This window comes from Citrobacter sp. Ce006 (assembly GCF_030336535.1).
GTDB lineage: Bacteria > Pseudomonadota > Gammaproteobacteria > Enterobacterales > Enterobacteriaceae > Citrobacter > Citrobacter europaeus.
Map to the genome: position 1 here is coordinate 1 of NZ_JAOWDO010000047.1, position 290 is coordinate 290.

Genomic DNA, 290 nt, shown 5'->3' on the forward strand with positions numbered 1-290 from the left:
GACTATGGACAAACGTGGCAGGTCGCAACGTATATGTCCCCATCTCAGGGGCAAGAGAAAAATTCTGATGGGAATATGGTAGATAGACCTGAAGGAAAAGAAATAAAAAGAGTGGTGGTGGTTAATAATCAGGCATTTATTACCACGGCGCAGGGGCATTTATATCTGAGTTCATATCCTTTTGACGACCCGCGTCTGGCGCCGGGTGGTCCGGGTATAGATTATCAATACTTTGATGACACGTATTATCTCTACAAACCGGGCAAGCATAAATCCAGTGGCGAGTATGT

General features: G+C 45.2%; 1 pseudogene. It reads left to right on the forward strand.

Features of this window, described 5'->3' with window-relative positions:
- A pseudogene (locus tag OGV94_RS00870) lies at positions 1-290 on the forward strand (T6SS immunity protein Tli3 family protein); the annotation flags it as partial.